Consider the following 24,760-nt stretch of genomic DNA (forward strand, 5'->3'; position numbering starts at 1 on the left):
TCCCGCCAGTGAACACGCCTTGGGCTTGCATGGCGGCGATAAGTTGCACTAGGGCTTTACCGCGATGGCTTAAGGCATTTTTCTCGTTGCTGTTCAGCTCCGCCGCGCTACATTGATAATGTTCGGGGATAAAAATCGGGTCGTAACCATGGCCATTGGCGCCGCGTTGGTTAAAGTCGATTTGGCCTTCCCATGAGGCTTGGCAAATAATCGGGGTTGGATCTTTGGCGTGGCGCATATATACCAGCACACATTGGAATCTCGCACTGCGAGGTGCAGGCTGGTCTTTTAATGTCTCAAGTAGTTTCAATACATTATCTTGATCTTTGGCGTTCTCGCCCGCGTAACGAGCCGAATAAATACCTGGAGCGCCTTGGAGTAAATCCACTTCTAAACCTGAATCATCGGCAATGGCGGCAAGGTCAGTGATTTCGGCTGCGTGCCTCGCCTTGATAATGGCGTTTTCCACAAAGGTAGTGCCAGTTTCGGCCACTTCACTGACGTTGAATTGATTCTGCGGCAGCACTTTTACGCCATAAGCGGCGAGCATTTGATCGAATTCGGCGAGTTTACCTTTGTTACCACTGGCGAGGACAATTTGTTGCATGGAATACCTATAACATTGAGCGACAATTACTGCGGCAATGATACCCAAGCTCAGTGCTAAAGGACAGCAAAAGGGCCGGACGATGCGGTTTTACATCGTCCGAATAGAGATTATTGAAAGGTTATTCGACGTAAAACTTTTGTTTAAACTGGAGGTTGGTATTTAATTGATTACCGTGTTTGATGGCGATATTGAAGTTGATCTCTTGATCGTCTCGGTAAGGCACTTCTGCAATGTAATAAATGGCATTACCTTCACGGATTTCTCTAAATTTCAAATCAATACGTGCATCTAACAGGTTATTAGCTACGCCTGTAATGTCAACGGGAACCGCTGGCGAGCCCGTTGTACTCATATCTAATACGGCGATGTTGATGATCCCCGTATAACTGCTGCGTTCGATGCCGTAGGACTTCGCTATGCTAGGAGTTAAGAATGTGCTGCCTAATGCCATGTAATGAATATCAAAATTACCGACGGTTTCTTTTTGCTCGGCGTTTGCTACGCCGCATAGGCTCGCGGTTAATGCAAGCAGTACGAGGAGGTGACGAAACATGATTGGATACCTTCATATTAGGGGGTTCTTTGAGTATATACCCAAGCTACCTCAAGATACGAGTTTCAGAGCGTCTAGGGTGCTTCAATTCAAGGCGCATCAATGAAAGAATGTCGGTCACTTTTTGAATTGATGGGTATACAGGACCTATGGCTTCCAAAGGAATTTTTTACTAATGCATATTCGTGTGCTTATTCGATCAAGGCATTGACTTCGGGTGGAATAAGTTTTGGAGCGATAATGCGGACTTGTTTGTGGCGGCCAAGTTCGCCCTTTAGGATTTGAACATCGCTTTTAGGAACTTTAAACGCTTTCGCTAAATATTTGCTCAAGTGCGCATTGGCCTTGCCATCGATGGGCGGTGCTGTAATGGCGACTTTGAGTTCATCGCCGTGCAGCCCCACTATCTGATCTCGACTCGCCTTAGGTTGAATATATAGATTAAGCAGCAGGTCGCCCTGCTGCAAAACAATGGCACTCATTAAATGATTGCCCAGTAAGGAACATATTGAGCGAGCAGCATGTTGAGGAAGTTCATGCCAATAATGACAACCATTACAGACAAATCTAAACCACCGATGGGGGGGATAATACGTCTAAAGGGGGCCAAAACAGGCTCTGTTAGTTGACCCATAATCATCACTATGGGGTTATAGCCCTGATTAAACCAGCTTAAAATAGCGCGAATAATCAACATCCAAAAGAGCAATACTCCTGCTTTTTTTACCACAGATACTATGGCAAATACGAGAAACAGCAGAATATCGAATCCACCGCCAGCAATAAGGCTTATTAGCAATAATTTAGCGATAACCACGAGCAGGGCGAGCACGAAGGAGGCGGTATCGAATCGCCCCATAGAAGGGAGCACTCGGCGCATCGGGGCGATAAGGGGATGGGTGGCCTTTACGATAAACTGACTGAAAGGATTGTAAAAGTCGGCTCTAGCTAGTTGTAGCCAGATCCGTAATATCACCACCATTAAATACAAATCAAAGAATGTGTTGATCAAAAAGGTTAATGCATTCATCGAGGTTTCTGCCTATGTGAGTTCGATAAAAAAAGCGTTAAAGCTAAAATGTTGCAGCCATTTCTTCTGCACGGTTAATGCAATTTTCCATGGCTTTTTTCACTAATCCCCGCATATCGGCGGCTTCAAATGTCGCAATGGCTTGGGCAGTGGTTCCGCCCTTTGATGTGACATTTTCCCTGAGATTACCAAGGGTAAGATCTGGGTTTTGCTTTGCCATCATAGCAGCGCCGAGGGCTGCTTGCTGCACTAAACTTCTGGCTTTTGCTTCATCCATCCCCATTTGTTTACCCGCATCTATCATAGACTCCATCAGTAGGAAGAAATACGCTGGCGAACTGCCCGCAAGTGCGATCACTTTATTAATGTCCGCTTCTTCATTCACCCAAACGATGTCGCCACCGCTTGACATGAGACGCTCACAGATGGCTTGTTGCTCTGCAGACAGAGATTGAGGTGTAAAGAGTCCGGTCATACCAACACCGATTTGCATGGGGGTATTTGGCATCGCACGGACAATTGTAACGGGCTGCGCTAGGTATTCGCTGTAACGGCTCGCTTTAATACCTGCCGCAATGGTGATGACTAACTTCTTAGACATATCCACAGTCTGCAGGGCTTCACATACTTGCTGCATCAACTGCGGTTTCACCGATAGCACTATGACATCGGCATTTTTTGCGGCGATTAAATTATCTTGAGAAACTAAAACCCCAAAATCGGCCTCGAGCGCATCTAGTTTACCCTTGCTTGGATTTGTGGCTTGAACAAGCTTTGCGGGATAGCCACTGCGGATTAAACCACTGATGATGCTGCGGGTCATATTACCTGCGCCGATAAAGCAGATTTTCTGTTGAACCATGTGATTCTCGCTAGTTGATTAATCGCATAATGTTGTTTCTGTTTGCATTAAACGATAGAGCCCAAATGGGAGTATATGTAAGTGGATTTTACTACAGTATTTGGGCGCTGAGTGGTAAAAACAAGGCTAGCAGCCGAGTTGATTGTCCTAAGGTGTCTACTGCATCACACTGAATAATCGCGCTCACCAAAGATGGCACTACCAATACGTACCATAGTCGAGCCGCAGGCTATCGCAGTATCAAGGTCATTACTCATGCCCATTGAGAGAGTATCTACATCGGGATAATGATGCTTTAGCTCTTCAAATAATGCTTTTAATTTAGTGAATTCTTGCTCTTGCAGCGCGGAGTTCTCTGTTGCTGTGGGAATGGCCATCAATCCTCTGAGGGTTAAGTTAGGGAGCTGGGCGATTAATTGTGCGAGCGGCAACATTTGTTCGACATCTATGCCAGACTTACTCTCTTCCCCACTGATGTTGATCTGAATACATATATTAAGAGGTGCCATTGAGATAGGACGTTGCTCATTGAGGCGTATGGCAATTTTGTCCCGCGATACCGTGTGCATCCAGTCAAAATATTGGGCGACAATGTTGGTTTTATTCGATTGTAGTGGTCCAATAAAATGCCACTCAATATCGGGATAATTTCCCTGCAACTCGATAATTTTTGCCATACCTTCTTGGACATAGTTTTCACCAAAGTAACGTTGTCCGGCATGATAGGCTGCTATAATGTCTTCAATGGGTTTGGTCTTGCTGACCGCAAGTAAGCGAATACTGTTAGGTAGGCGTGCACATTTTTGCGCCGCTTGCGCTATCCTATGCTGGGCGATTGCGAGTCTGTCTGCTATTGTTGTCATGATGTAATTATCTGGTTGCTAGGATATCCCAAACTATGGAAATCACTGAGTTATTAGCCTTTAGTGTAAAACACAAAGCCTCGGATCTACACCTCTCTGCAGGGATATCTCCCATGATCCGTGTCGACGGAGAAGTGAGAAAAATTAACCTGCCCGCGCTCGATCATCAGGGCGTACACAGTTTAGTGTACGATATTATGAATGATAAACAGCGCAAGGACTTTGAAGAGCATTTAGAAATCGACTTTTCCTTCGAGGTCCCTAATTTAGCCCGTTTCCGGGTGAACGCATTTAACCAATCCCGTGGTGCAGCGGCGGTATTTCGTACCATTCCCAGTGAGATTTTGTCGCTCGAACAGTTAGGCGCTCCTGAGATTTTTAAAAAAATATCTAGTTTTCCCAGGGGGTTAGTCCTAGTCACTGGACCAACAGGTTCGGGTAAGAGTACCACACTTGCGGCCATGGTGGATTACATCAATGAAAACCGCCATGACCATATCTTAACGATCGAAGATCCAATCGAATTCGTCCACCAAAATAAGCAATGCCTGATCAACCAGCGGGAAGTACACCGTCATACCCACAGTTTTAATGCCGCACTGCGCAGCGCACTGCGTGAGGACCCAGACGTGATCCTCGTCGGTGAGATGCGAGATCTTGAAACGATTCGCCTGGCAATGACGGCGGCTGAAACCGGTCACTTAGTGTTTGGTACTTTGCATACCACCTCTGCTGCCAAAACCATCGACCGTGTGGTCGACGTATTCCCCGCCGGTGAGAAAGACATGGTGCGCACTATGCTATCCGAGTCATTACAGGCGGTTATTTCACAAACGCTGATTAAAAAAATTGGTGGCGGGCGAGTAGCAGCCCACGAAATTATGATGGGCACACCTGCGATTCGTAACTTAATTCGCGAAGATAAAGTGGCGCAAATGTACTCGGCAATTCAAACGGGTATGGCCCACGGGATGCAAACATTGGAACAATGTTTACAAAATCTAGTCAACCGCGGCCTTATCACCCGTGAGGACGCTATGTCTAAGAGTTCAAACAAACAAGCGACGTTTTAAGGATTTATGATGGATGTTCGTCCGTTTTTAAAAGTCATCGTTGAGCGAAAAGCCTCGGATTTGTTTATTACCGCAGGCTTTCCGCCGAGTGCGAAAATAGATGGTGAGTTACGCCCCCTCGCTGAGAGTGCATTTACGCCTGCGCAGTCCTTGGACTTTGTTGAGTCCCTGATGACTGAAGCGCAAAAAAAAGAGTTTCATACGAGTCGTGAATGTAACTTTGCCTTTGCCGCAAAGGAGTTAGGACGTTTCCGGGTGAGTGCTTTTTGGCAACGTGAATCCCCTGGCTGCGTGATGCGCCGAATCGAGACGAAAATCCCTGATGTAGATGATTTAAAACTCCCGCCCATTCTTAAAGATCTAGTCATGAGTAAGCGTGGGTTGATCATCATGGTGGGCGGTACAGGTACGGGTAAATCAACCTCCTTAGCCGCTTTAGTCGGTTACCGTAATGCCCATGCCCGTGGCCATATTTTAACCATTGAGGATCCTGTTGAATTTGTTCACGATCATAGAAAAAGTATCATTACCCAGCGTGAAGTCGGGATTGATACAGAATCCTTTGATGCGGCACTAAAAAGCTCGCTTCGTCAGGCGCCTGATGTGATCTTGATTGGTGAGATCCGTACTCAAGAAACCATGGAGTTTGCCCTCTCATTTGCCGAGACAGGGCACCTTTGTATGGCGACCTTGCATGCGAACAACGCTAACCAAGCGCTCGATCGGATCATGCATTTAGTGCCCGAGAGTAAACATCAGCAGTTACTGTTCGATTTATCGTTAAATTTGCGTGGCATTGTGGCGCAGCAACTGATCCCTAAGGTGGATGGAACTGGGCGACGAGCCGCCATTGAGGTGCTTATTAATACCCCTAGGGTGGCGAGTTTAATTGCTAAAAATGAGCTACATTTGCTCAAAGAAACCATGGCCAAATCGAATGAGCAAGGTATGCAGACATTCGACCAAGCCCTGTTAAAACTCTATGTCGATGGTGAGATTAGTTATGCCGATGCCCTGCACCATGCCGATTCTCCTAACGATTTACGCTTGATGATTAAGCTTCAAAATAAAGAACCTAACAGTTCAAGCTTTATGGAGGGCGTCACCCTAGACATGGATTAATCAGAGTTTAATCCGTTAAGCAGCTCTTTATGGGCTGCTTTTTGTTTATGTTTTCAGATTATCGCTCGGCTCAATCGCTTCTACTTCATCGCTATGTTGTCGTTAACCATAGCTTTTATTTTTTAATTTAATATGATCTTTACTTAGCGGTTATGCGTAATGCACAGGTAAAGGAGAGAGTAATGCGTAAATTCACCCTAGCACTAACGGCAGCGACAAGCTTATTGAGTGTCAATGCCATGGCGGTAACTTGTCCAAGTTATCTTGATCTGAGCGTGCGTAAATTACACTCAGAAGAGCAGATTAATCTGTGTGAATTAACTCAAGGTAAGCCTGTGCTTATTGTTAATACCGCCAGTAACTGTGGTTATACCCCGCAGTTTAAAGCCCTAGAAGCGCTCCATAAAGAATATAAAGACAAAGGCTTAGTCGTGATTGGTTTCCCGTCCGATGATTTTTTCCAAGAGGAAAATGACGAAAAAGACACGGCTAAAGTGTGTTATATCAACTATGGTGTGACCTTCACTATGTTAGCGACCTCAGCCGTTCGGGGAAGCGATGTGAATAGTGTGTTCAAATATTTAGCCGAAAAAACCGGATCGCCAAAGTGGAATTTCTATAAATATGTTGTCAGCGGTGATGGTACAGTTGTGCAGCAATTTAATTCTAAAGTGAAGCCCGATAGCGCTGAGCTTAAGCAGGCGATCGAATCGGTTTTATAATAACATTACCATTATAAATTAATCACTTGTGTAAATTTAAGGGGTTGTTTTGGCTAGATTTTCAGGACTTTTAAAAGAGAGTGGCCATGCTAAGCGGGCTAAGGTTGGCGTGCTGTTATTAAACTTAGGGACACCTGATGCGCCAACGGCATCTGCTGTAAGACGTTACCTTGCTGAGTTTTTGTCAGATCCCCGCGTAGTCGAAATCCCTAAATTAGTGTGGATGATGATTTTACACGGGATCATTTTGCGGGTACGCCCTGCAAAATCGGCGGCGTTATACCAAAAGGTATGGACAGCGGCGGGATCACCGTTAATGGACATTAGTTTGCGTCAAACGGCAAAGTTAGCGGATAAACTTAAAGCTGATCACCATGATGTTTCTGTACATTTAGCAATGCGTTATGGCAGTCCATCTGTCGCCAGTACATTGCAAACTATGCATCAAAATGGCATTGATAAGATCGTGGTGTTACCTCTGTATCCCCAATATGCGGCACCCACAACGGGATCGGCCTTCGATGCCATAGCAACCGAATTATCCCAGTGGCGTTATATTCCATCACTGCATTTTATTAATACCTACCATGACAATCCTGATTTTATTAATGCACTTGCCGATAGCATTCGGGCCGATTTCGATGCCCATGGCAAACCGCAGAAATTAGTGTTGTCTTACCATGGAATGCCAGAGCGAAATCTGCATTTAGGCGATCCCTATTATTGTTTTTGCGTGAAAACCACACGCTTAGTGATAGAACAACTGGGTTTAAGCCAAGACGAATTTGTGATGACATTTCAATCCCGCTTCGGCAAGGCAAAATGGTTGCAGCCCTATACGGATGCCACAATCAAAACGCTGCCAGGTGAGGGAGTACGGGATGTGGCGATTGTCTGCCCCGCATTTAGTGCCGATTGCTTAGAGACCTTAGAAGAAATAGTTGGCGAGAATGGCCATATTTTTGCTAATGCAGGGGGAGAGAAGTTCCGCTACATTCCTGCATTGAATGACAGTGATGCGCATATTACTATGATGGCAAACTTAGTGAAGCCACATTTTTGATCCGGTGATTCATCGCGTTAAGCATCAAACTAGAAAGGATAAGGTAACTTATCCTTTTCTTTTTGATGTAATTTTATTTACTGAAGTGATTTTCAAAGTAGCTTTCAATAATCAGTACGGCAGACACCGCATCGACTTGACCTTTAGTTAAGGCTTTAAAACCACCTAATTCAAATAATCTTGCTTTAGCATCTGTGGTGGTGAGCCTCTCATCCTGAGTGACTATTTTTACCCCAAACTTAGCATTGATCCGATTGGCAAATTTACGCGCCCTGTGGGTCATTTCCTGCTCAGTTCCATCCATATTAAGGGGTAATCCCACAACGACTAAATCCGGCTGCCACTCTTTAATCAGCTCGCCAATTTGATCCCAATTGGGAATGCCATCTACTGCCTTGAGCGACAGGAGTGGTGTGGCACTGGCGGTGATCTCTTGTCCAATGGCGACACCGATACTCTTAGTGCCAAAGTCAAAGCCTAAAACAGTTCTAGAATTCATAGAATACAAACTTATTGTAATTAAAGCGGTTTAAGCATGACCAGCCTGAGATGATAGTTGCCAAGCGTCAAACCCGAGTGAGCGGCTCGCCTGTGGCCAACGGTCTTCATGTTTAACATCAAACAGAAGTGTATGGTCTGCGGGGATTGTAAGCCAAGAATTATCTGCAAGTTCTTGCTCTAGCTGATTTTTACTCCATCCAGCATAACCTAATGCAACGAGAAACTTCTTGGGTGATCTGTCGCTGCCAATGGCAGTTAACACATCCCGTGAAGTGGTGAGCATCAGCCCTGAGCTTAGTTCTGTACTATTTGCCCAATAGGGTTGGGCACTATGTAACACAAAACCACGGTCCTGTGAGACAGGGCCGCCCATGAGGACCTGTGAATTCTGGGCAAGATCGACTGAGGTCTGTTCTGCGGGTAAATCCATCTGTTCTAACAGTGAATTGACCTCAATACCCAGTGGTTTGTTAATCACTAGCCCCATAGCGCCCTTAGCATCATGTTCGCAGAGATAGATGACAGTGCGCTCAAAATAGGTGCCATCGAGTGAAGGCATGGCGATTAAAAAATAGTTTTGCAAACTCTCCATTAAAACTCCGTTCAAGCCGATAGGCATTAACCTGAATCGCAAAATGTGTAGCGGCAAACTGACCCACGGGTGAATGGTATCTAGGTTCTCTTATCAGCCGCCAGCCAATTTCACTTTATAATTTTGCTTCTCGAGTAACAGCTTCAGCTGTTCGCGATTATCTGTTTGTACTTCAATGGTGAAGTCTTTGACTGTTCCACCACAGCCACATTGTTTTTTAAGGGTTTGTGCAAGAGCCTTCAAGGCGGATTCATCGAGCCCTAGGCCCGAAATAATCGACACCCCTTTGCCTTTACGGCCTTTACTATCTCTATGGATCCGTACTATGCCATCTGATGTGGGTATCGCTCTTGGGGTTAGTTCGGCACTAATACGCCCTTTATCAGTACTGTATACTAAGGATACATTGGGATCTGCTTTCATAAGTCATCTTTCATTGGAATGTACGCGACTTAAGTTTACCAAATTCAATGGGGTTCTGGGAGGTAAAAAAAGACCACTTAGAGATAGACTGTAAGTGGTCTGGAGAAAATGCTAACTCTTTGCAGGGAAGTAAGCATATTTTTAAAACCGAAAACTTAAAAGCGTTCTGTCACCATGGCTATCAGGGCAAGTGCTGTGAGTAATGCGCTGGGCATGATATAGCGATGTAACTTAGGTAGGGCAATTAAACAGGCGGTAGAGACAAAACCAAATGCCGCCACTGTGGCATAGTTACCACCATTTAACAGAGTATCGAAAACTAACCAACTGAGTACGGCTAAAGGCAAAATCAACAAACTCAACGGTAAAGGAGATTTAAGTTTTGTATTGTTCACTTCGACGGCGGTTTTCTGTGGCATGAGGAAAAAAATTGCCGATGCAACAATAAATGCACTAATAAACCAATACATATCTTTCACCCCTTTTGATGCCAATTGATAATCATTATCATTTGGTTTGTAACTGAAGTCAAGCTGAATAGCATATCGCTTTTTCATGAATAAAGTTGTAGATCAGTCAATTGCTATGTAAGCTAAATTTAGCCCTATAGGCTTATCTTTGTTCAGTGTGGACATCTGAGGAAATTAAAATGAAAAGTATCATTGTTGGCTTAGCCGTACTCGCCTTAAGTGCTTGCAGCTCGCTTAAATCGGGCTGGGATTATGATCCTAGCGCCAATTTCAGCCAATATAAAACCTATGCTTGGGTGACCCAAAAAGCCGACTCTACCGGATATCATCTCGATGGCTTGATGGATCAAAGAGTGAGGGAAGCGGTTAATAGCCAGCTAGCGAGTAAAGGTATGGCATTAGTCGATGCGAAAGACGCCGATGTGCTGGTTAACTACCTGACTAAAGTCGATAAGAAAATCAATGTAGATACCTTTAATTCTAACTTTGGCTACAGCCCATACTATGGCCCAGGCTGGGGTTGGGGCGGCAATATGCATACCCAAACAACAGTGCGAGAGTATGAGGTTGGTACATTAATAATTGATTTAATTGATAATAAAACTGCTAAATTGATTTGGCGTGGCTCTGTTGCCGATACGATCCGCGATAAAAATACCCCGGAAGAAAGAGTAGAGATCATTAATGAGGCCGTGGGTAGTGTCATGATGAATTATCCTCCTAAGCCTGAGAATAAATAATCCTTTCCTCTATCGGGGCTAAAACTTAAGAGCGGCCAATAGGCCGCTTTTTTGTGGCTAGATTTTAGCCAGCCGATTCACATCGATGCACTATTTGTCGTCATTTTGTCGCCATTTTCAGCTTAGCTGAGTTTTCGCTATTCTTACTTATCATAAATGTTATATTCATTATTTTTTCTAATGATTAATTTGAAATAATATCATTATCTAAGCTCGTATTTATCAGGCAAAATCAGCGTCTTTTAATGTGAGCAGTAAGTCGTAATGCAAGAAGCACAGTTTATCGGATGGTTATGGTTGATAGGGATCCTTGCCGAGGCAATGACTGGGGCCTTAGCTGCGGGTCGTAAGCAGATGGATCTGTTCGGTGTGGTGATCATTGGTTGTGCGACCGCAATTGGCGGCGGTACATTAAGGGATATGTTATTAGGTAACTACCCCTTGATATGGGTGGAGAATGTCCATTACCTGATAGCCATTGCTTTTGCTTCTCTATTGACTGTGGCGATTGCCCCAGTTATGCGTTATTTATCCACGTTATTTTTAGCCATCGACGCCTTAGGTCTTGCGGTGTTTTCAATAGTAGGCGCGCAGAAAACCCTATTGCTCGGATTTAGTCCGACAATCGCGGTAGTGATGGGGCTAGTCACAGGCGTATTTGGCGGTGTGATCCGCGATATTCTATGTAATCAAGTGCCGTTGATTTTTAAGAAGGAACTCTATGCTGTTATTTCATTGTTAACGGCAGGATTGTATATCACCTTAGAAACCTACCACTTAACCGAATGGATCAATCTAGTCATTTGTTTAAGTCTGGGTTTCAGTTTGAGAATGTTGGCGTTACGTTATCATTGGTCAATGCCGACGTTTGATTATCAAACCAGTAGTGACCCACATACGCACTAAATAACGGCTAGAATAGCTGAAATCAGACTCGGGTAAACCCATATCTATTCAAAGCTTATTGGCTGGTTTGTTCCGAACAGTAGGATAAAAATAGGGCTGCACTTCGTAGCCCTATTTTTATCTGTGAATTATTGGAGAGTTTGAATGGTTTTTAATGCTGCCAGTGCCGCATCGTAGTTTGGATGCTCGGTAATATTTGGCACTAATTCTTGGTATTGTAATTTACCTTCGGCGTCGATAATAAAAATAGCGCGGGCCAGTAAGCCGTAATCTTGAATTAATAAGCCATATTTTTCACCAAAGTCACGCCAGACAGAGTCTGATAGCACTTTAATTTTGTCTACATTTTCAACTTTACAAAAACGCTTCTGTGCGAAGGGAAGATCGGCGCTAATTGTTAGCATTATTACATCATCTGAAAAATGGCTGACTTCACTGTTAAAGCGTTTTGTTTGCAATGCGCATACGCCTGTATCTAAGCTTGGCACTGCACTGATAAGCACAGTTTTACCTTTAAAGTCACTTAGGGTAACAGGTGTAAAGTGCTCATCCACCACTTTAAACCCCGGCGCCATTTGGGTCAGTTTGGGCAATTTGCCCTCTAAGGTGACGGTTTTTTCGCCCATCAACACCTGCGTCTTTTCATTGGCAATGGCGTTGGTGCTGATTAGCATTAAGCTACAAAAGCAGCCCGCGGCTAAAAATGAAATGTATTTTTGCATTTTATCTCCTTGCACAAGAGTCTCTCTGTGCGCATTTAACAATTAACCACTAAGCTACGCCAAAACACCTTTTATAACCATAAAAAATGGCCAGTATTAACTGGCCATTTGTATTAATCGTACATTATTTGCTCTCTGGCAATTGCTTCACATGGATATCCATTTGCGGGAATGGAATTTCAATATTTGCAGCATCGAGTGCATTCTTAATTTGTTCAAGGATCTCAAAACGAGCCGTCCAGTAATCGGCGGTTTTTACCCAAGGGCGCACAACAAAATTGATAGATGAATTGGCTAACTCAGATAGGCCAACCGTGTACGATGGGTCTTTTAGCACATATTGGTTGTTATCTAAGATATCGGTCAATACTTTTTTGGTTAATGCTATATCTGCCGAATATGAAACACCAATCACCAGATCGATACGGCGATTTTCGGAGGCAGAGTAGTTAGTGATAGTGCCATTCATGATGGCAGAGTTGGGTGCAACTATAACTTTGTTATCTGGTGTGCGCAGCTTAGTGGAGAAAATGGTAATTTCATCGACAGTCCCTGCAATACCAGCAGCTTCAATGTAATCACCCACGCGGCAAGGGCGGAATAATACCATTAACACGCCAGAGGCGAAGTTAGACAGTGAGCCTTGTAGCGCTAAACCTACGGCTAAACCCGCGGCACCGATAACGGCAACCAATGATGCGGTTTGTACCCCAATTTGCCCTAAAGTCGCGATGACTGTGAATACAAACACCACGGCCCATGTCAGATTCGCTACAAAAGATACGACTGTCGGATCGATTTTTCGGCTATTAAGTAATTTGCGCACTAACTTTTGTGCGACGCCTGAAAAGTATTTACCAACAAAGAAAATGATAATGGCAAATAAGATCTTTAAGCCATAGGTCATGACCAGATCCGGTGCCTGCTTTAATAAACCCTCTAGGTTTTCCATTGAATAGCTCCCTAAATATACGCTAACAAAAATTACTTATTATTGACGATAAACTGTACTCGTCGATTTAATCTGCGCCCTTCGCTGGAATGATTATCAGCGACGGGTTCAGATATGCCTTTACCTATCACGGTAAATCGATTTGGATCGAAGCCGTAATCTTCGACCAAAATACGTTTTACATTTTGAGCCCGCTGTAGCGACAGTTGATAATTAAACTCGGGTGTTCCGACAATATCGGTGTGACCCACTAAGGTTAATTTAATGTCATTCGCTTCTAAAAATGCTTTAACTAAGGCTAAAGTTTTCCATTGGGATAAGTCAACCTCTGCAATGGCAAACTCAAAGTAGACTATTGCCGTGGTGATATTATGACAATCAGCGCCGGAATAAGTGCTTGGATTGTTGATATCACATTGAATATTTTCTGTCTTTGTCTTGGTTTCTATTTCATAAACACAGCCATTGGCCATGACTAAAGTATTTGCAGGGGTGTTTGGACAAGCATCTTTAATGTCCGGTACACCATCTTGATCTGTATCCTGCCAAGCATGTACCTGTGGGGTTAGGCACAAACCTAATATTAGCAGCATAAACTTAATGCATTGTGTTGGGGATATATTCACCACAAATCACCTTAGGTAGGAAAAGTGTTAGTCAAAATCACTAATAAATTTACATTTTTGCAGTACGAGATCCTTAGTGACATATTCTATCGTTTTACAAGCGCTACGCCAAGTTTAACGCAGAGATGGCGTATTGATTTTACCGGCATGCATCTAGGCAAACTATACAAAATATCTCTTTGGCGCTAGAGTCGCTGTAGCACACAAGCCTAAGCCCTTAGGGGATCCCGTAGAAGAAGTCGAGGATAAGATGATAGATTTACGCAGTGATACTGTTACTCAGCCAACAGCCGCGATGCGATTAGCCATGTCCAGAGCCGAAGTGGGTGACGATGTGTATGGTGATGATCCTACTGTGAATAGTTTGCAGGATATGGCCGCCGACATGTTTGGATTTGAGAGTGCCCTCTTTACCGCCTCCGGGACTCAGGCAAATTTACTCGCCCTGATGGCGCATTGTGAGCGCGGTGATGAATATTTGTGTGGACAACAAGCCCATAATTACAAGTTTGAGGGGGGCGGTGCTGCTGTTTTAGGGAGTATTCAGCCACAGCCACTGATGAATCAATTGGATGGCACTATCGCCTTGGCAGAGATCGAGGCCGCGATAAAACCCGATGATATTCACTTCGCTCGCACACGTTTACTGAGTCTTGAAAATACTATTGGTGGCAAAGTGTTACCACAAAATTACCTTGCAGAGGCCCAGGCTCTGGCCTTTCATCGGGGATTAAAAATTCATTTAGATGGTGCTAGGGTCGCTAATGCTGCCGCTGCGCAAAATCTTGCCATCAGTGATATCACCGCACATTTCGACTCAGTGTCTATTTGCTTGTCTAAGGGGCTCTGTGCACCTGTTGGCTCATTACTCTTAGGGGATGAGCGATTAATAAAAAAAGCCATTCGTTGGCGTAAAATGCTCGGTGGCGGCATGCGTCAAGCGGGGATCTTGGCCGCTGCAGGTAAACTGGCGTTAACTGAGCAGGTCGAAAGATTGACTGAAGACCATGAAAATGCAGCTTATTTTGCGCGGAAACTGACCGAGTTTGATGAGTTTGAAGTCGATTTAGCCACAGTGCAGACCAATATGTTATTTGCCACCCTCGCTCCCCACGTCGATGCCGAGTCACTGGCAAAACGATGTCGTTCGGAAGGTATTCTCATTAGCCCAGGAAAAACGCTGCGTCTAGTGACCCATAAGGATGTGAGCCGCCAAGATATTGATAAAGTGCTGCGGGTATTTAAATTGCATCTACAGGCTTAAGCGCCTATCGCTTAAACGTTTATGGAGAATACCCAAGCTCTGGCTTGGGTATTTTTATCGAGGGCAATAACTGACTTGAACATTATTTAAGCTGACGATGGGAATTAAGATGCGAACCTAGGCGAATTTTTTATGCCTATCTATACTAAAAACAATAATATCAATTCATTGAGGCAAATCTAGGTTGAAACCTAATAACAATATTAATAAAGGGGTCGATTACTGGACAAATCGGATCAGTGAGCTAGAAATGCCAGCACTGTGTTCGACGGTAAAATCGTTAGAGAAACTTGCCAAGGATGATGTCTCCTCTCTCGCTCTACTCGGGCGTAGCGTGATGCATGATAACGCCTTAACATCTCGCATCCTGCGCGTTGCAAACAGCGCTATATACCATAAAGGCAGCACACAAATATCCACGGTGAGTCGAGCCGCCATTGTGCTGGGGTTTGATGCGGTGCGAAATATTTGTATTACCGCCAAGTTACTCTCCAGCCTGCTGGAAAGTAAAAATCTCGCTCCCTCAGTGTACCAAAGATTGATTAAGCTGATGGCAAAGGCATTCCAGGCGGCCATGTTAGCGAGGATGATGCTGAGTGATTATGATGAAGAATTGCAGGAAGAGGCCTTTATTGCTTCTTTACTTTATCACATAGGTGAAAGCGCATTTTGGAGTATTGGTGGTGAATTTACCGAGGAATTAGATCAAAAATTGAAAGAGTGTGAAACGCCAGCGGACGAACGAAGCGTGATCCGTGAAAACCTTGGCACTTCTTTTTCACAGTTAACCCAGAGTATTGCCCGCCACTGGGGGCTTGGGGATTTATTGATCCAAGCGGTTAATTACCCCGATGATCGACGTCCTGAGATCCGCTCCATATTTCTAGCGGACAAGCTTTGCGATATTTTATCCCAACCCGTCATCGATAATGTGGAACTCGAAAAACGCATAACCCAAGCGGTCAATTTTACAGGGTTAGAGGAAGGGGAATTTAAGATCCGTTTGCAGCGCTGTGCTAACGCAACCCACAAGCTGGCCGAGGTCTACGGTGCTAAGGTGCTGCTGGAGTATTTGCCCGATCCTAAACGTATTCTCAACGTTGAACCTGAGCCGATCCCATTGGAAATACCAGTTTATCAAGCTAATTTAACTATTCAACTTGCAAAGCTGCGGGAATTAACTGGATATGCCATCAATAAGGCTGATTTTAACTTGATAATGCAGACTGTCCTCGAGGGCATTTTGGAAGGGGTTGGGGTCGACCGTTGTGGTGTGCTGTTATTGTCACCGAGCCGTAAACAGCTCCAGCCGCGGGTGATGCTAGGTTCGGACGCCGAGGAGATGAAGCGGGAGTTTATTATCGATTTAAGTGATAAAAAAGGGCTTTTCCGTCAGGCGATGGAACATAAAGAGCCCATTTGGGTAGACGATCCCACCTCGAAAAAATGGCGGGAACAGAGCCAAGAATTACTCTCTCAGCATGTCTCTCAAAGGGGATTTCTGTTGGCGCCACTGTTAGTCGATAATAAAGTCATTGGATTTTATTACGCCGATAGGGGGCCTTCGGAAAGAGATTTTGAAGAAGCGGATTTTCAAAGTTTTATCCACTTCTCCCAGTTGGCGAATGTGTGTTTTACCGTGTCATTAAAGTAATGACCCCACAGCGATTTATTGCTTAAGGGCATTTTTAATTTCTGTGGTGATCTGTTTAGCCAGCGTGTTAGGGATAGGAAAACTTAAATGGTATTGGGCAATTTTCCATACACCGTCGGTTTTCATTAAGGTGCCTGTTCCTCGGCTAATGCCGTAGGCTGGGCTATTAAGCAGCTCATCGAAGAGGATAATATTGCCGTGTTGGACCAAATGCCGCTCGACTAAATCATAACGCCAACCTTTAGTTGGGCGGGAATAACCCTCAAATTCGACCATACCCCAACGCTCACTCGCATCGGTACCAATAAAAATGCCATCCTGCCGATACAGGGCAAAATACTTATCCCAATCGGCACTGCTGGAATATTGATTCAATTTATCGAGTACTTGAGCCGCAGCTTGTTCATCGATTGTCAACGTTTGCATGGTTGGGTTTTCGCTGGCTTTTGCGTTTTGTGCACTTAATATCGGGGCCGCTATCACAAATAATGTGGCACAGAGCCAAGTGATGGATAGTACTCGGCGTTTCGCGCTTGTCACAGTCGGCATAGGGTATTCCTTGTTTTATTTCTACTTGTTTAGGATTTATTAAGTGTTTAGTGCCAGTTTATCGGATCGAGTTGATAAAATTGGCTTAATTCTCGATAAAGTTCGGGATGCTGCTGGTATAGTGCCTCAGGTTTTTCAAAAAAAACTTCGGTTACGACCGCAAAAAACTCAGCTGGGTTGGTAGCACCGTAGTAACTAAAGAGTGAAGGGTGTCCGAATGATGACGCTACTTCCAACTCGGCAAAGGCGCGGCTAAGCACGCTTGACCAAGTGCGATAATCCTCTAAGTGCTGCAGAATGGGCGCACCATTGGCATGTCCATTCTCTTGATCTAATTGGTGGGCAAATTCGTGGATCACCACATTGTTACCATCGTGGGGGTCGGCAGCGCCTTCTAAGGTGTTCTTCCATGAGAGAATGACTTTTCCCTGTTCCCATGACTCTCCTGCGAGCACATTGCGGCGCTCCCACACAACACCCGAGGCATCTTGGCTTTGATTGTTCACAATAAAAGCGTCCGGGTAGACCAATATTTGCCTCAGTTTAGGGTAGAAATCTGTCTTTCTATTCAATAATAGTAGGCAGGCTTGGGCGGCAATAGTGACTCGAATTTCATCGGTAATAGCTAAACCATTGCATCCAACGAAGTCTTTTTCATCGATGAAGACTTGAATATGCCGTTTGAGTTGGAGCTGAAGATCCGTAGGTAATGCATGAAAATAGGGTAGCCTCTGTTTAAGAATAGAGCGCCACGCTTTGGGGAAAGGTTTTGCCCTGATGTGGCGTCGATGTAAGGTTTTACGCCAACGACTCGAACTTAACCAAGCGATAGCGCCAATGCCTAGGATCAATGTGAGTAAGATAGCGAGCATAGGGCTCCTTCGTGCTATGTGTGTTCGATATATTAGCTAATGGGGATAGATCGGAGGGAAGTCAATCCTTGGGCTAAAAAGAAAGCCATTTACCCTGTTGATCTGGGTAGAAATGTTGGCTTAACGATCACGAATAGCGAGCGGGTATATTCAGTAGTGTTTCAGTACGGTTGCGCCCGGTTAATTTGGCATGATAGAGAGCTTCATCTGCTTGGTTTATCAGAGCGTTGGCATCGAGTAACTGCGGCTCTTGCCAACAGGTAATACCGGCACTGATAGTGACTATGCCTGAGTGGGGAGAATCTTCGTGGGGGATTTCAAGTGAGATGATTTTCTCCCGCAAGCGTTCCGCAATTTTGTAGGCATCTTCGAGGTGGCTTGAGGGTAATAAAAGCATAAATTCTTCTCCCCCATAACGGGCGAGTATATCCGTGGGGCGTTGCAGTATGGATTTAGCGGCATTGACGATTTGTTTTAGACACTGATCACCTAGTACATGGCCGTATCTATCATTAAATTGCTTAAAGTTATCAATATCAAACATCACAATTCCGAGTGGCATACGATGTTCTTGCGCATAAATGAGTTCCCTTTGAATTTGGGCATCTAAATAGCGGCGGTTATAACAACCCGTTAAACCATCGGTCTCAGACATGGCTTTGACTTGTGCGGCATAGGTTTTCAGCGTTTCAAGTGAACACACCATTTGCTGAAGTTCAAGGTTATCCGTTACTGGCATTTGAGTATCGAGTTTTTCGTTCGCGATAGCATTCATGGCGTCACGGGTTGCGATGACGGGTTTGATGATGCCTTTGGCAATGAAATGCCAGCTAGTAAGCCAGATAAAAAAGCAATATAAGGCCCCGCTAAAAAAGATCAGTACCACAAATGCGATACTGTCGTTTTTAAGTTCACCCCCCGCCAATTGAATTTCGCCTTCGACTTGATTGACAAGATCTTGGGTAAAGGTGGCCACAACTTGAGCCGCATCGGCTTGATAGGAGAGATGGGCATTAGCGATTTGAGTGCTCTTTAATGCATTGCGAGACAATTGGAAGAGATTGTCATCTCCCACCATATTTTGCTTAATTTGCGATAACCAATCGAGGTAGATAGTCTGGTTTTGAGCGAACGAGATAGCGATCTCTTCCATCTTGATAAGTAGGCGCATGGCATCTCGCTGGAGTTGATTTAACTCTGTGATACTGCTGACATTTTTAACTTGTGAAAGCAGAACAAAAAGGTGTTCTCCCCATTGCAGGTATGTTGAGAGTTTTTGATTTTCTTGAATATTAATCGAAATGGCATCGAGTTTTTTTTGTGCGATCAGCGGAGCGTAATGGCTATTGATTTGCTGTAGTTGAATTTGCATTTCATCGGCAAAGGCCGATGCCATGCCGGTCAAATTGGCTTGAATATTCTCGGCCTGCAATTTGGCTTGCAGCGCACTATCGGTCAAATCATTTAGTAACGATAGCTGTTGTAGGGAATACAGCTGGGTATCGATAGTGCGATTGAGTGCATGTTGCACTTTGTTGGAAGTTTCAAGATTGGTCAATGTGCGCGAATCATGGATCAGCAGTTCCCACTGGGTAGTCAATTCGCTAAGCAGCGCGAGTCGCTGTTGCTCCGTATCATAGTGATTGAGCCGAGTGGTGATAATTTGTAGTTTTTCACTGTTTTTAGCTAGTTGCAGTGCAGTGGTCACTTTCACTACGTCTTTACTGACCAAATGTTCTATTTCCGATCTCAATTGTTGTGACAAGAGTATGGCGATGATGCCATTAAAGAGCGCCATGCCGAGGATAATGTAGAAGGCAAGGGTGATCTTGTGCTTGAGACTCGTCAATCGTTTAGCATTCATTTGGCATTATTCTTGTCAATTGCCGGCACTTCCCCATAGGTGTTCTGTAGATTTTTAATCCTAGCACTTAATTCGATGAAAATATTGGTACTGTCGGTTTGTTTATGGCTAGCGGCGTAGCAAGCATGGCTCAGCTCTGGATAGATTTGCCCCATAGCTGTTGACGTAAAGTGTCCGAGTTCTAATACCTTAGTTGACCAAAATAAGTTAGCTGCATGGCTCACTTCAAAGGCCCCTGCCACTTCCCTTAAGGAGTCCTGCTTAAATTCCGGTGCTGTGACTACGTCCATTCGGCAGGGGTTACCACCGCCAAGCGCATAGGCACGTTGTGCCTCAAAGGTTCCCATGTATTTTAGTAACCAATAAGCTGCTTGAGGGTTTTTACTATCGTAACTGACGGCAAAGGCATAGGCGCCATTGTATGGGTGGCCACCCGGGACCTGCGCGACCCCAAGGCGAGCACCGGGAATATTTTTCTCAACCTGAAACGAGGCCGACCAAAGATTATTATAGGCAAACGGCCATATGGCGACTCTGCCAGTGGCTAAGGCGTTCGCGGCCTCGTTGAAGGCAAACTGATCATCGGCGGGTAGTGCATAGGGCATCAGCTGGCGGTAAATGTCGGTGGCTTTTATCGCTTCATGGTTAATTGTGGGGATTTCAAAATGGGTCAGTTGTTTTTGTTGATTGTATTTAGGCCACATCCAGGCGCCACCTAAGCTCCAGATAATGCTCGAAAATTCATCATTAATGTGGGGTTTATTCCCCGACATCAGCGCTAAGCCATAAAAGTCCTGCGCTAATACTTTATCGGCAAGCTGCGTGCCTGCTTTTCGAGTAAAGAACACCGCTTGATCCTGCAGCTCTCCAAGATTTTTGGCGGGGGCGAGTTGATAGCCAAAACGCTGTTGAAAGTTGATTTGTTCCGTTTTATTTTCAAACAGATCGGCGCGGTAATGACTCCCCATTACATAGTTATTGTAGGGAATCGCGTGGATTTCTCCGTGGTAAGACAGGATATTAAGCAGGGAAGGGTAATAGGGTTCAAGGTAGCTTTCCATTGCCTTCTCCCCATCGGGATCATAGAGTTTGGCGAGTTCAACGAGGGGAGCTGTATAGCCATTGGCCGCCCACTCTTTTGCCCACCCAGCCTCCATGCTGAGCAGATCGTATCGACCTTCACCAAGCTGTAATGCTTGGGTTTGCAGGTCAAACATAGTACCAAGATCTGTGCTGACCACCTTGACTTTCACCCCCGTTTTTTCGGTAAATTTAGGGAGCATTTCCTGGGTGAGGTAATCCGTCCAAAATCCTTTTTCGGCCACTAAGGTGATAGGGGTTTGGTTACTAAGGGGCGGGATTTGTGCTAATGAAAATTCTGCCCGAGTGGGCATCGCTAGCGTTAATCCAAACCCAATTAACAGGATATGAATGCTTTTTAACAAAAATCCCACCTCCAATCCCACCTTCGAGATTAAGTATTAACATGCCAATAAATAGCACTAATTCATTTGCTTGTATATTAAGGATAGGCTTGATAAACAATTATCACTTAATTTTTTAGGGAGTTTTTTAAGCAAAAAAAACCGGCAAACCTAAACATGCTAGGTCACCGGAAAAGGGTGGGAGATTGCGCGGTACTAAGATTTTTTAATCTGCTGCTCGCGCATCTGCCTTAGGGCGTTTGGCAAAGCATAATGTTGCTCAATTAAAAATCGAATTAACTTGGACTTTGATATTTCACTTTCTTCAGACAGTTTGGCTAAGTGTGTAATTGCCGTTTCACTCAAGGAAAATGTTGCCTTGCGATAGTGTGGACGTTCATGTGGGCTTTGATCTGCTGCCGTTTCTGGCTGCAATTGCGCCGATGGTATAGCTTGTCGATGTAAACTCACCACGTTGGATGAGTCCAACGTGACCTTAAGTTGTGCTTCATTGACGACATCTGCGCAGCTCTTTAACGGCAACACCTCCGAACTGAGATTTTCGCCCATGGCATAGCGTGTTGCAGCATCGATAAATTCATCCAAAGAGAGTGGGAGTGCAGATCCCCTAGATGGCATAGCGTTTTTCTTGAGATCGCTGAGTCCCATATTGTCCTCCCAGATGATGTTGATCCACTTGAGTGCTGTAAGCCTGGATTGGTGTACTTGGGCGCAGTAGTGCAATTAAGGAAGCTGCGCAGCCGACTTGAAAGAGCTCACAGGCAATGGCGCGGATCTCTGTGGCAGCTTTGCCCTTGGGTTCGATTTCTACCACGGATAATCCCGACTCTTCACTGTCATCGTAGATATTACGGCTGTAGGTAATAGCATCGAGCACATTGATATCGTAGGTTTTGCAGACTTCTTTGGCCTCTAATATTCGGTTTGCTTGATTTGGCAAATTGGGGCATTGAGTGATCACAAATGATGCACGTAATTTAGGGTTAATCATCCTACAGGTGGCGACGATGTCATCCATATGGCTGACGGTTTTCAAATCTCGACGTTTTGGTCTAAGCGGCATCAAAATGTGGGATGCCACCGACATAGTGGCTCGCAGTGCGAGGTTATCTTGGCCACCACAGTCGACTAAGACAAAGTCATAGTGTTGTTCTAGGCTGAGGAGATCATTACGAATTTTGCCATACAGTTGCACGCAGTTAATGGTCGCAAGCTTAGGGTTGTTGTTCCTTGCATGGATCCAGTCGGATGTGGTTCGCTGGGGATCGCAATCCACCATAATGACAGAAGCCCCACATTCAGTGGTTAGAAATACTGCAATGTTTTGCGCGAGGCAACTCTTACCGCTGCCGCCTTTTTCGCCGCCGATTAACACTATCATGACGTATTCCTCAATACTTGGGATGACACTTGGCAGGTCGTTAATAGGTTTTAAGTCGTTACCGTACCTTGCTCTCTGAAATGAATGTAAACCCTATGTTAATGATGGTCAATTGGCTGATTTTTGACGGTTTTTTATAAAATGTCACGGGAGTTCAATTTGTCATTATGCTGTCATATGCCGTTTATTTGACTGTTTGTTCATTTGTTGAGGAATGGTATACGAATCTTTTTAAGTTTTTGATTTTATAGTTTTTAATGTTTTTTCTGTTAGGTGTTAATCCTACTGGAGACTTACGGCTGTGCCTACTCTGCCTGTGCTCGCTCTTCACTTATTCCTTTTATTGCTGTAAATGTATTTTTATATTTCAAAAAATTATTAATTTTTGATGGGATACTAAATTTTTCAGTCGAAAGTTGTCTTGTCACTTTGGGGCTTGTCATCAAATTGCCAAATAATACCGCTATGATTTCTATAATATGCCGTCTAATCACCTTGATTTTTTTACCATTAGTGAAGGGATGCAAAAATGGATATCAAAACTATTATGTCAATTGAATTTGAATTAGTTGAAACAGCCCCATTGTTCCATGAGTTGCTCAATTTACGTGGAGCTGCAGGGCACCCTGCCATAGGGGTTGAGCAAGCGGATCAGCGGCAGACTCAAGCTCTTTATTGGGTGACGGTGAGGCTTAAAGATAAGACTGAAAATGAGCGTGTGAATGTTGTGGCGACAGCCTGTGTTTATGGCGACAGGCCAAGGCATTTAGCGATTGAAGATTTTATTGTGCTACCCGAATACCAACATTATGGACTGGCCAAGATCATTTTAGAGCGTGTTATGGCCTTTGTTGATGAACATGTTAATACTGGCACTTGCGTCAGTATTAATGCCTATGGTGAAGATGAACGTCTGTGTACTGAGCATGGTTTTGTTCATTCTCATTGTGCCAATCTGGGGCCGAATTTGTTGAAAGTTTATTCTTAAATGTGGCCGACACTCAGTTCATTGATGCCTTGAATTGATGCACCCTAGGCGCTCTGAAACTCGTATCTTCAGGTCGCTTGGGTATATTCCCCTTCTGCTGTAGCATGCTTTAGCAAAATATTGGCCATTCCCCAAGGATATCGAGATGGATCAGCAACAGCTTATCGATGCTGTTAATCAAATTATGCCCTTCGGTAAATATACCGGACGAAAATTACTTGAATTACCAGAGCCTTATCTAGTCTGGTTCCATAAGCAGGGTTTCCCACAGGGAAAGTTGGGCGAGCAGCTAGCCCTAATATATGAAATCAAGCTCAATGGCTTAGAGGGAATGTTGAAACCCCTGTTGAAATGAGTTCCCGTAGCGTGAAGAAAAATCACACTTTTGCGATAGGTGTTGTATTTCGTGATAGAGATTAGCGATTTATTACTTTTAGCATGCTTTAATGGAGCATATTAGCAAAACAAAAGGAACGCAGGCATGATGGCAAAATGGGTAAAATTAGCAGCAGTAGCAACCTTAGCCTTAGGCATATCAAGTGCTTGGGCGCAGGGCGTGACTCATGAAGGTACTGTTGTTGATACTATGAATGGTGGTGGTTACACCTATGTACAGATTAAAGAAGCAGACACTACATTTTGGGCTGCAGGTCCGCAAACTGAAGTGAGCAAGGGCGACAAAGTGGCTGTGGTTGAACAAATGTGGATGAATGAGTTCACCAGCAAGACCTTAAATCGCACCTTTGATAAGTTGCTTTTTGTCGGCCAAATCGAAAAGAAATAATCGAAAGAAATAATCAGTAATATCGAGTGCACTACGCTGTGCGCCTTCAAGATTAACGGCTTCGATACCCTCGAGGCCGTTTTTGTATCTAGCGTGCAATGCGTTACCATTTATCAATGGGGCGAAAGG

At 44.5% G+C, this 24,760-nt stretch carries 30 protein-coding genes; 11 read left to right on the plus strand and 19 right to left on the minus strand.

Annotation, left to right across the window (positions count from 1 at the left end; all coding sequences use genetic code 11):
* The 6 genes from rdgB to COW15_RS10250 form a co-directional block, all read right to left on the minus strand.
* Positions 1-607, minus strand: a 607-nt coding sequence (gene rdgB, locus COW15_RS10225) for an RdgB/HAM1 family non-canonical purine NTP pyrophosphatase (protein WP_293632483.1), incomplete at its 3' end; no start/stop codon positions are given.
* 121 nt (positions 608-728) lie between these two features.
* Positions 729-1,163 (minus strand): DUF4426 domain-containing protein, encoded by a 435-nt coding sequence (locus COW15_RS10230; protein WP_293632484.1) that lies wholly within the window; start codon positions 1,161-1,163, stop codon positions 729-731.
* A 191-nt stretch (positions 1,164-1,354) separates the two neighbouring features.
* Positions 1,355-1,645, minus strand: coding sequence for a DUF167 family protein YggU (gene yggU / locus COW15_RS10235; protein WP_293632485.1), 291 nt, complete (start codon positions 1,643-1,645; stop codon positions 1,355-1,357).
* Positions 1,645-2,193: a YggT family protein gene (locus COW15_RS10240; RefSeq protein WP_293632486.1), complete on the minus strand. Its 549-nt coding sequence runs from the start codon at positions 2,191-2,193 to the stop codon at positions 1,645-1,647. The genes yggU and COW15_RS10240 overlap by 1 nt, the downstream gene beginning before the upstream one ends.
* A 43-nt stretch (positions 2,194-2,236) precedes the next feature.
* The gene (proC, locus tag COW15_RS10245; protein WP_293632487.1) at positions 2,237-3,055 is read right to left on the minus strand and encodes a pyrroline-5-carboxylate reductase; all 819 of its coding nucleotides are present in this window, start codon (positions 3,053-3,055) and stop codon (positions 2,237-2,239) included.
* 164 nt (positions 3,056-3,219) lie between these two features.
* Positions 3,220-3,918: a YggS family pyridoxal phosphate-dependent enzyme gene (locus COW15_RS10250; protein WP_293632488.1), complete on the minus strand. Its 699-nt coding sequence runs from the start codon at positions 3,916-3,918 to the stop codon at positions 3,220-3,222.
* 35 nt (positions 3,919-3,953) lie between these two features.
* Between COW15_RS10250 and COW15_RS10255 the strand changes: the two genes are divergently transcribed.
* The 4 genes from COW15_RS10255 (at position 3,954) to hemH (ending at position 7,898) form a co-directional block, all read left to right on the plus strand.
* Positions 3,954-4,991: a type IV pilus twitching motility protein PilT gene (locus COW15_RS10255; RefSeq protein WP_011716282.1), complete on the plus strand. Its 1,038-nt coding sequence runs from the start codon at positions 3,954-3,956 to the stop codon at positions 4,989-4,991.
* Between the two features lie 9 nt (positions 4,992-5,000).
* On the plus strand, positions 5,001-6,113 hold the full coding sequence (locus tag COW15_RS10260) for a PilT/PilU family type 4a pilus ATPase (protein WP_198783580.1): 1,113 nt from the start codon (positions 5,001-5,003) through the stop codon (positions 6,111-6,113).
* 182 nt (positions 6,114-6,295) lie between these two features.
* A complete protein-coding gene (locus COW15_RS10265; RefSeq protein WP_293632489.1) occupies positions 6,296-6,835 on the plus strand; it encodes a glutathione peroxidase in 540 nt (179 codons plus the stop codon).
* A 49-nt stretch (positions 6,836-6,884) separates the two neighbouring features.
* Positions 6,885-7,898, plus strand: coding sequence for a ferrochelatase (gene hemH / locus COW15_RS10270; RefSeq protein ID WP_293632490.1), 1,014 nt, complete (start codon positions 6,885-6,887; stop codon positions 7,896-7,898).
* Between the two features lie 73 nt (positions 7,899-7,971).
* Here hemH and ruvX read toward each other — a convergent pair whose 3' ends face one another.
* The 4 genes from ruvX to COW15_RS10290 all read right to left on the minus strand — a co-directional run bounded on the left by ruvX (position 7,972) and on the right by COW15_RS10290 (position 9,884).
* Complete coding sequence (ruvX, locus tag COW15_RS10275; protein ID WP_253990540.1) at positions 7,972-8,397, minus strand: Holliday junction resolvase RuvX; 426 nt, start codon at positions 8,395-8,397, stop codon at positions 7,972-7,974.
* A 30-nt stretch (positions 8,398-8,427) separates the two neighbouring features.
* Positions 8,428-8,991 carry a YqgE/AlgH family protein gene (locus COW15_RS10280; RefSeq protein ID WP_293632491.1) on the minus strand — a complete coding sequence of 188 codons (564 nt, stop codon included), beginning with the start codon at positions 8,989-8,991 and terminating at the stop codon, positions 8,428-8,430.
* 93 nt (positions 8,992-9,084) lie between these two features.
* Entirely contained in the window at positions 9,085-9,414 is a 330-nt protein-coding gene (yciH, locus tag COW15_RS10285; RefSeq protein ID WP_293632492.1) for a stress response translation initiation inhibitor YciH, read from the minus strand.
* 155 nt (positions 9,415-9,569) lie between these two features.
* Entirely contained in the window at positions 9,570-9,884 is a 315-nt protein-coding gene (locus tag COW15_RS10290; protein ID WP_293632493.1) for a hypothetical protein, read from the minus strand.
* Positions 9,885-10,063: 179 nt separating this feature from the next.
* On the opposite strand from COW15_RS10290, the gene COW15_RS10295 reads away from it, so the two are divergent.
* Both COW15_RS10295 and COW15_RS10300 read left to right on the plus strand, forming a co-directional pair.
* On the plus strand, positions 10,064-10,624 hold the full coding sequence (locus COW15_RS10295; RefSeq protein ID WP_293632494.1) for a DUF4136 domain-containing protein: 561 nt from the start codon (positions 10,064-10,066) through the stop codon (positions 10,622-10,624).
* 264 nt (positions 10,625-10,888) lie between these two features.
* Positions 10,889-11,530: a trimeric intracellular cation channel family protein gene (locus COW15_RS10300; protein WP_293632495.1), complete on the plus strand. Its 642-nt coding sequence runs from the start codon at positions 10,889-10,891 to the stop codon at positions 11,528-11,530.
* A gap of 128 nt (positions 11,531-11,658) precedes the next feature.
* Here the strand turns inward: COW15_RS10300 and tpx are convergent, their stop codons facing one another.
* From tpx to COW15_RS10315, 3 genes are all read right to left on the minus strand, one after another.
* Complete coding sequence (gene tpx, locus COW15_RS10305) at positions 11,659-12,252, minus strand: thiol peroxidase (protein WP_293632496.1); 594 nt, start codon at positions 12,250-12,252, stop codon at positions 11,659-11,661.
* 124 nt (positions 12,253-12,376) lie between these two features.
* Positions 12,377-13,204: a mechanosensitive ion channel domain-containing protein gene (locus COW15_RS10310; RefSeq protein WP_293632497.1), complete on the minus strand. Its 828-nt coding sequence runs from the start codon at positions 13,202-13,204 to the stop codon at positions 12,377-12,379.
* A gap of 32 nt (positions 13,205-13,236) precedes the next feature.
* Positions 13,237-13,830: an OmpA family protein gene (locus COW15_RS10315; RefSeq protein ID WP_293632498.1), complete on the minus strand. Its 594-nt coding sequence runs from the start codon at positions 13,828-13,830 to the stop codon at positions 13,237-13,239.
* 250 nt (positions 13,831-14,080) lie between these two features.
* On the opposite strand from COW15_RS10315, the gene ltaE reads away from it, so the two are divergent.
* Together ltaE and COW15_RS10325 are read left to right on the plus strand one after the other, a co-directional pair.
* On the plus strand, positions 14,081-15,094 hold the full coding sequence (ltaE, locus tag COW15_RS10320; protein WP_293632499.1) for a low-specificity L-threonine aldolase: 1,014 nt from the start codon (positions 14,081-14,083) through the stop codon (positions 15,092-15,094).
* Between the two features lie 184 nt (positions 15,095-15,278).
* Positions 15,279-16,748, plus strand: coding sequence for an HDOD domain-containing protein (locus COW15_RS10325; protein ID WP_293632500.1), 1,470 nt, complete (start codon positions 15,279-15,281; stop codon positions 16,746-16,748).
* Positions 16,749-16,763: 15 nt separating this feature from the next.
* Here COW15_RS10325 and COW15_RS10330 read toward each other — a convergent pair whose 3' ends face one another.
* The 6 genes from COW15_RS10330 to COW15_RS10355 form a co-directional block, all read right to left on the minus strand.
* Positions 16,764-17,297 (minus strand): nuclear transport factor 2 family protein, encoded by a 534-nt coding sequence (locus COW15_RS10330; RefSeq protein WP_293632501.1) that lies wholly within the window; start codon positions 17,295-17,297, stop codon positions 16,764-16,766.
* 47 nt (positions 17,298-17,344) lie between these two features.
* A complete protein-coding gene (locus COW15_RS10335; protein ID WP_293632502.1) occupies positions 17,345-18,169 on the minus strand; it encodes a M90 family metallopeptidase in 825 nt (274 codons plus the stop codon).
* A 127-nt stretch (positions 18,170-18,296) separates the two neighbouring features.
* Positions 18,297-20,033 carry a GGDEF domain-containing protein gene (locus COW15_RS10340; RefSeq protein ID WP_293632503.1) on the minus strand — a complete coding sequence of 579 codons (1,737 nt, stop codon included), beginning with the start codon at positions 20,031-20,033 and terminating at the stop codon, positions 18,297-18,299.
* Positions 20,030-21,427 (minus strand): extracellular solute-binding protein, encoded by a 1,398-nt coding sequence (locus COW15_RS10345; protein ID WP_293632565.1) that lies wholly within the window; start codon positions 21,425-21,427, stop codon positions 20,030-20,032. The genes COW15_RS10340 and COW15_RS10345 overlap by 4 nt, the downstream gene beginning before the upstream one ends.
* 246 nt (positions 21,428-21,673) lie before the next feature.
* Complete coding sequence (locus COW15_RS10350) at positions 21,674-22,126, minus strand: CopG family transcriptional regulator (protein ID WP_293632504.1); 453 nt, start codon at positions 22,124-22,126, stop codon at positions 21,674-21,676.
* Positions 22,086-22,859 (minus strand): AAA family ATPase, encoded by a 774-nt coding sequence (locus COW15_RS10355; RefSeq protein ID WP_293632505.1) that lies wholly within the window; start codon positions 22,857-22,859, stop codon positions 22,086-22,088. Before COW15_RS10355 ends, COW15_RS10350 begins: the two co-directional genes overlap by 41 nt.
* A gap of 529 nt (positions 22,860-23,388) precedes the next feature.
* On the opposite strand from COW15_RS10355, the gene COW15_RS10360 reads away from it, so the two are divergent.
* From COW15_RS10360 to COW15_RS10370, 3 genes are all read left to right on the plus strand, one after another.
* Positions 23,389-23,847, plus strand: a complete 459-nt coding sequence (locus tag COW15_RS10360) for a GNAT family N-acetyltransferase (RefSeq protein WP_293632506.1) — start codon at positions 23,389-23,391, stop codon at positions 23,845-23,847.
* A gap of 145 nt (positions 23,848-23,992) precedes the next feature.
* Entirely contained in the window at positions 23,993-24,202 is a 210-nt protein-coding gene (locus COW15_RS10365) for a DUF3820 family protein (RefSeq protein ID WP_253990556.1), read from the plus strand.
* Positions 24,203-24,328: 126 nt separating this feature from the next.
* Positions 24,329-24,631, plus strand: a complete 303-nt coding sequence (locus COW15_RS10370) for an NrfJ (RefSeq protein WP_198780598.1) — start codon at positions 24,329-24,331, stop codon at positions 24,629-24,631.
* Positions 24,632-24,760 lie beyond the last annotated feature (129 nt).

It is taken from the genome of Shewanella sp. CG12_big_fil_rev_8_21_14_0_65_47_15 (genome assembly GCF_002783505.1).
GTDB lineage: Bacteria > Pseudomonadota > Gammaproteobacteria > Enterobacterales > Shewanellaceae > Shewanella.

What these genes read in the sequence shown, in the direction of transcription:
- COW15_RS10230 (WP_293632484.1), bottom strand. Translation starts at nt 1,163, where the DNA reads ATGTTTCGTCACCTCCTCGTACTGCTTGCATTAACCGCGAGCCTATGC.
- yggU (WP_293632485.1), bottom strand. Translation starts at nt 1,645, where the DNA reads ATGAGTGCCATTGTTTTGCAGCAGGGCGACCTGCTGCTTAATCTATAT.
- COW15_RS10240 (WP_293632486.1), bottom strand. Translation starts at nt 2,193, where the DNA reads ATGAATGCATTAACCTTTTTGATCAACACATTCTTTGATTTGTATTTA.
- proC (WP_293632487.1), bottom strand. Translation starts at nt 3,055, where the DNA reads ATGGTTCAACAGAAAATCTGCTTTATCGGCGCAGGTAATATGACCCGC.
- COW15_RS10250 (WP_293632488.1), bottom strand. Translation starts at nt 3,918, where the DNA reads ATGACAACAATAGCAGACAGACTCGCAATCGCCCAGCATAGGATAGCG.
- COW15_RS10255 (WP_011716282.1), top strand. Translation starts at nt 3,954, where the DNA reads ATGGAAATCACTGAGTTATTAGCCTTTAGTGTAAAACACAAAGCCTCG.
- COW15_RS10260 (WP_198783580.1), top strand. Translation starts at nt 5,001, where the DNA reads ATGGATGTTCGTCCGTTTTTAAAAGTCATCGTTGAGCGAAAAGCCTCG.
- COW15_RS10265 (WP_293632489.1), top strand. Translation starts at nt 6,296, where the DNA reads ATGCGTAAATTCACCCTAGCACTAACGGCAGCGACAAGCTTATTGAGT.
- ruvX (WP_253990540.1), bottom strand. Translation starts at nt 8,397, where the DNA reads ATGAATTCTAGAACTGTTTTAGGCTTTGACTTTGGCACTAAGAGTATC.
- COW15_RS10280 (WP_293632491.1), bottom strand. Translation starts at nt 8,991, where the DNA reads ATGGAGAGTTTGCAAAACTATTTTTTAATCGCCATGCCTTCACTCGAT.
- yciH (WP_293632492.1), bottom strand. Translation starts at nt 9,414, where the DNA reads ATGAAAGCAGATCCCAATGTATCCTTAGTATACAGTACTGATAAAGGG.
- COW15_RS10290 (WP_293632493.1), bottom strand. Translation starts at nt 9,884, where the DNA reads ATGTATTGGTTTATTAGTGCATTTATTGTTGCATCGGCAATTTTTTTC.
- COW15_RS10295 (WP_293632494.1), top strand. Translation starts at nt 10,064, where the DNA reads ATGAAAAGTATCATTGTTGGCTTAGCCGTACTCGCCTTAAGTGCTTGC.
- COW15_RS10300 (WP_293632495.1), top strand. Translation starts at nt 10,889, where the DNA reads ATGCAAGAAGCACAGTTTATCGGATGGTTATGGTTGATAGGGATCCTT.
- tpx (WP_293632496.1), bottom strand. Translation starts at nt 12,252, where the DNA reads ATGCAAAAATACATTTCATTTTTAGCCGCGGGCTGCTTTTGTAGCTTA.
- COW15_RS10310 (WP_293632497.1), bottom strand. Translation starts at nt 13,204, where the DNA reads ATGGAAAACCTAGAGGGTTTATTAAAGCAGGCACCGGATCTGGTCATG.
- ltaE (WP_293632499.1), top strand. Translation starts at nt 14,081, where the DNA reads ATGATAGATTTACGCAGTGATACTGTTACTCAGCCAACAGCCGCGATG.
- COW15_RS10330 (WP_293632501.1), bottom strand. Translation starts at nt 17,297, where the DNA reads ATGCCGACTGTGACAAGCGCGAAACGCCGAGTACTATCCATCACTTGG.
- COW15_RS10335 (WP_293632502.1), bottom strand. Translation starts at nt 18,169, where the DNA reads ATGCTCGCTATCTTACTCACATTGATCCTAGGCATTGGCGCTATCGCT.
- COW15_RS10340 (WP_293632503.1), bottom strand. Translation starts at nt 20,033, where the DNA reads ATGAATGCTAAACGATTGACGAGTCTCAAGCACAAGATCACCCTTGCC.
- COW15_RS10345 (WP_293632565.1), bottom strand. Translation starts at nt 21,427, where the DNA reads ATGCCCACTCGGGCAGAATTTTCATTAGCACAAATCCCGCCCCTTAGT.
- COW15_RS10350 (WP_293632504.1), bottom strand. Translation starts at nt 22,126, where the DNA reads ATGGGACTCAGCGATCTCAAGAAAAACGCTATGCCATCTAGGGGATCT.
- COW15_RS10355 (WP_293632505.1), bottom strand. Translation starts at nt 22,859, where the DNA reads ATGATAGTGTTAATCGGCGGCGAAAAAGGCGGCAGCGGTAAGAGTTGC.
- COW15_RS10360 (WP_293632506.1), top strand. Translation starts at nt 23,389, where the DNA reads ATGGATATCAAAACTATTATGTCAATTGAATTTGAATTAGTTGAAACA.
- COW15_RS10365 (WP_253990556.1), top strand. Translation starts at nt 23,993, where the DNA reads ATGGATCAGCAACAGCTTATCGATGCTGTTAATCAAATTATGCCCTTC.
- COW15_RS10370 (WP_198780598.1), top strand. Translation starts at nt 24,329, where the DNA reads ATGATGGCAAAATGGGTAAAATTAGCAGCAGTAGCAACCTTAGCCTTA.